This window comes from uncultured Campylobacter sp., assembly GCF_938045775.1.
GTDB lineage: Bacteria > Campylobacterota > Campylobacteria > Campylobacterales > Campylobacteraceae > Campylobacter_B.
The window spans coordinates 1-3992 of sequence record NZ_CALIBH010000124.1 but is presented as its reverse complement, the minus strand read 5'-3'; the positions used below and the strand labels follow the sequence as shown (position 1 = coordinate 3992).

Here is a 3992-nt window from a genome sequence, read left to right as displayed (position 1 = left end):
AGGTATTTTATGTTTTTGCGCACCTCGGCTCCCTGAAATTTCGCGAGATTATACGTCAAATTTGCTTTTAATCGGCTCAAATCGGCAGGAAAATAATGAGTGAAATTTAGGTAAATTTTGAGAGTAGTTTAAATTTGCAGCTCGATTTACAGCTCAATTTGCGGCACGGAATTTTAAAATTTAGAGGCGCGATATACTTTACTAAATTAAAAATGTAGCATTTGCGTGGGTGTTATTTTGGCGCTATTAAAAATGGATAGCTTGGCTAAATTAAACCATCCCAGATGTCCGCTAAGTTTCGCCGTAATCACTAGCCTACCGTTCTCGTCAAATTTAGAAATTCCATAAACGTGCATAGGCGCCGTTTTGAATGGTACGGCGATTCGTTGCGTAAAATTTGCAATTTTGCGCGTACAGCGCCTGATTTTGAAATAGCGTCCGCGGGGCGAAATTTTAAAATTCCACCACGCGAAAGGATTTAAAATTTCACAACGAGCATAAAATTTTAAAATTTAAAATCTCGAAATTTCAAAATTCCGAAATTACACGGCGCGGGCAAAATTTTAAAATTTAAAAATCGAACTAAATTTTAAATTCCAAATCAAGCTAAATTTCAAAACTATAAGTTGAGCAAAATTCCAAATCCAAAATTTAATGACTATGCCCCAAGTGTCCGCCCGTATCGCTTGATCTTACTTCGCAGATTAACTCGTCAGCGCATTCGTTATCGCTGCTCTCAAGCTGTAGCGTCGTGTGCGTGATGCCCAGATGCTCCATTTCGTGCGATATTTCGACCATGATCCGTTCCGCTTCGCGCACGCTCAGCTCGCCGCTAACCACGATGTGAGCCGTGAGCGCGTTTGCGCCGCTTGTGATACTCCAGACGTGCAGGTCGTGCACCGAAAGCACGCCATCCACGCCCCTGATCTGCGCGACGAGCGCGTCCAGGCACACGCCCTTTGGCGAGCCCTCCATCAGGATGTTTAGGCTCTCTTTTAGCACGCCCCAGCCGCTTTTTACGATGAGCGCGGCCACGAGCAGGCTAGCCGCCGCGTCCGCCCAGCCCCAGCTAAAGCACATCATCGCCAAAGCCGCCGCGATCGCGCCCACCGAGCCCAGGGCATCGCCCAGCACGTGCAGGTAGGCGCCGCGCATATTGACGTTTTCTCTCACGTCGTCGCCGCGCAGCATATATAGCGCCACGACGATGTTGATGGCGAGTCCCAGCGTGCTGATGGCGAGCATGCCAGCGGTGGCTACTTCTGGCGGATTTTGCAGGCGCCGCGCCGCCTCAATGACGATAAAAACGGCGATCGCGACGAGGGCGAGAGCGTTTATCGTCGCGGCTAAAATTTCGATCCGCCTGTAGCCGAAGGTCTTTTGCAGATTGCCTTTGCGTTCGCCGAATTTAAACGCAAACAGCGAAAGCCCGAGCGCCGCAGCGTCTGATAGCATGTGCCCGGCGTCGGAGAGTAGGGCGAGCGAGTTTGTCGCGAAGCCGCCCGCGACCTCGATCAGCATAAAAGCGGATATCATAAGGAAAGAATTTCTCAAAACGGTTTTATTTGACGTGTGTGAACGCGCGCAATGGGCGTGATTTTCGTGCATTTTGACCTCGCTTTTGGGCAAATTTTAGTTAAATTATACCTCAAAAAAGCGCTTAAATTTTATCTATATCGCCTTCTAGTCCGGCATCTACGCGCTTGCCGATGTCTTTTAGCTTGCTAAACTCCTCTATCAGCCTCAGCATGTTGTTGGAACCGATCGCAAAGGTCTTAAAATGCGCTATTTTGCATAAAATTCCTTTGTTTAAAATCGCGCGGATTTTAGCTGATTTTAAAATTTGCGTCAAATTTTTCGGAATTTTTGCTGTAACTCTTGACATTACAACAAAATTTTATTATACTTCGTTCATTGGTTGTAAGCTATAAGATTACAACAAAAAATTCTAAGGAGAAAAAGATGTCAAACTACAAGATCGTTTCAACGAAAAACGAACCGAGAGTCGAGCTAAAAGAAGCTCTAGGCTTAAGCGGCTGCGAGCTTTCTATCAATGAGCTTCCCGCAAACGCGAGCGTGCCGTTCGTGCATTCGCACAAGCAAAACGAGGAGCTTTACTTGGTGCTAAAAGGCGGCGGCACGCTTTTTATAGACGGCGAGGAGAAGGCGGTCAGCGAGGGCGACGCGATCCGCATCGATCCGGACGGCAAGAGATGCTTCAAGGCGGGCGCGCAGGGGATGAAGTTTATCTGTATCCAAACTAAACGCGGCAGCCTGGAGCAGTACACTAACGGCGACGGCGTGATAAACGACGATGTAAAGCCGAGCTGGCTGTAAATTTCGCGGGACGGGCGCGGCAAACGCGAGCGTAAATTTTAAACTGTGCGGTGGGCAAGATGCCGCCAAATGTGCGGGCGCATGAGCCGTAGCGGCTACGCGAGCAAGCAAATAAAATCAAATTTAAAGGAGAAACAATGAAAGTAGCAATCATCGGAGCAAATGGAAAATCAGGTTCAAATTTAGTGCAAGAAGCCCTAAAACAAGGGCATGACGTAACGGCGATCGTGCGAAACAAAGAGTATAAAAACGGCGACGTAAAAGTCGTTTATAAAGACGTTTTTGAGCTTAGCAAAGCCGATTTGGAGGGCTTTGACGCCGTTATCAGCGCATTTGCGGCTTGGACGCTAGAAACGTTCCCCCTTCATAAAAAGGTAGCAAAACACCTAGCAGATGCGCTTAGCGGTACGAAAACGAGGCTGCTCGTCGTTGGCGGCGCGGGTACGCTATACGTGGATGATAAGCAGACGATGGTTATGGATACGCCAAGCTTTCCTGCCGGGTACATGGGCGTCGCAAAGGCTACGGCGGAGTCGTTTTTTGAGCTAAAAGGTAGAACGGGCGTGCTCTGGACATACGTCTCGCCTGCCGGAGACTACGACGCAAACGGCGCTCGCACGGGCAAATACGTGCTCGGTAACGATCACGTTATACTAAACTCGCAAAACGAGAGCTATATTAGCTACGCCGATCTTGCGATTGCGATCATTGACGAGCTAAAAAATAGAAATTTCGTACAAAAGCGCTTTACCGCAGTCGGCGAGAGGGCGTGAGTTTAAAATTTTGCGTAATTTAGCTAAAATAACGCCGCACGAAACCAACGTGCGGTTTTTAAATTTAAATCAAGGCTGGTTATGCAAGTAGGTATCAAATTTTCACTCGCGGTGCACATCATGCTTTGCGTCGCGTATTTTCGCGAGGAGAAGGTCACGGGCGATTTCGTCGCCGCAAGCTCGGGGATAAACCCCGCCATCGCGCGCAAGCTGATCTCGCAGCTGAAAAACGCAGCTCTAGTGCTCACGACCGCGGGCGTGGGCGGCATCACACTGGCTCGCGACGCGCGGCTCATCACGCTTTTAGACATTTACGAGGCGGTGAGCGAGGAGGGCGCGATGTTTCGCCTGCACAAAGGCTCGCCTAGCGCCTGCCCCGTGGGCGGAAAGATCGAGGCGGTACTCGCGCCGCGCTTTGCTCGCATTCAGAATGATTTTAAAAAATCCCTATCAAGCGTGAGCTTGGCGGATCTTTTGAACGATCTGGGATAGAGCTGTTAAAATTTAAATACGCATTTATCTTCTAAATTTGCTCGAATTTCAAGGCTTGCGGGCTAAATTTATATAAAATTTTACCCGCCCGCCATGTAAAATTTCGGTTTAATTTGATTTAAGATATAATCCTCCTAATTAATTCTAAGGGGAAATTTTGAAATATCTAAAAGCCATATTGCAATTCATCGCAGTTTTTGCTTGCCTTATTTTGTATCTATTCGTAAGCGGAAGAGTAGGACTTCATAAATCTCAATCTCACTACACTATTACGATAGGCTCCGATACTACTAAAGAAGCGGGACTTGATAAGTATGTAAGCGAAGCGGAGATGCAAAGTTTTGCATTTCGCTACTGGGATATAGATTACAATTCAAACCCGAAAAACGT

5 protein-coding genes and 1 pseudogene are annotated in these 3992 nt (G+C 47.7%); 4 read left to right on the top strand and 2 right to left on the bottom strand.

The window, feature by feature from the left end; genetic code table 11:
- Nucleotides 1-651: 651 nt before the first annotated feature.
- Both Q0238_RS04760 and Q0238_RS04755 read right to left on the bottom strand, forming a co-directional pair.
- Nucleotides 652-1608 (bottom strand): cation diffusion facilitator family transporter, encoded by a 957-nt coding sequence (locus Q0238_RS04760; RefSeq protein ID WP_297943388.1) that lies wholly within the window; start codon nt 1606-1608, stop codon nt 652-654.
- 52 nt (nt 1609-1660) lie between these two features.
- Nucleotides 1661-1885, bottom strand: a complete 225-nt coding sequence (locus Q0238_RS04755) for a hypothetical protein (protein WP_297943387.1) — start codon at nt 1883-1885, stop codon at nt 1661-1663.
- A 77-nt stretch (nt 1886-1962) separates the two neighbouring features.
- Between Q0238_RS04755 and Q0238_RS04750 the strand changes: the two genes are divergently transcribed.
- The 4 genes and pseudogenes from Q0238_RS04750 to Q0238_RS04735 form a co-directional block, all read left to right on the top strand.
- The gene (locus Q0238_RS04750; protein WP_297943386.1) at nt 1963-2337 is read left to right on the top strand and encodes a cupin domain-containing protein; all 375 of its coding nucleotides are present in this window, start codon (nt 1963-1965) and stop codon (nt 2335-2337) included.
- A 137-nt stretch (nt 2338-2474) separates the two neighbouring features.
- A complete protein-coding gene (locus tag Q0238_RS04745) occupies nt 2475-3110 on the top strand; it encodes an NAD(P)H-binding protein (protein ID WP_297943384.1) in 636 nt (211 codons plus the stop codon).
- 81 nt (nt 3111-3191) lie between these two features.
- Nucleotides 3192-3602: an Rrf2 family transcriptional regulator gene (locus tag Q0238_RS04740; protein ID WP_297943382.1), complete on the top strand. Its 411-nt coding sequence runs from the start codon at nt 3192-3194 to the stop codon at nt 3600-3602.
- A gap of 157 nt (nt 3603-3759) precedes the next feature.
- Nucleotides 3760-3992 (top strand): annotated as a pseudogene (locus Q0238_RS04735) (hypothetical protein); the annotation flags it as partial.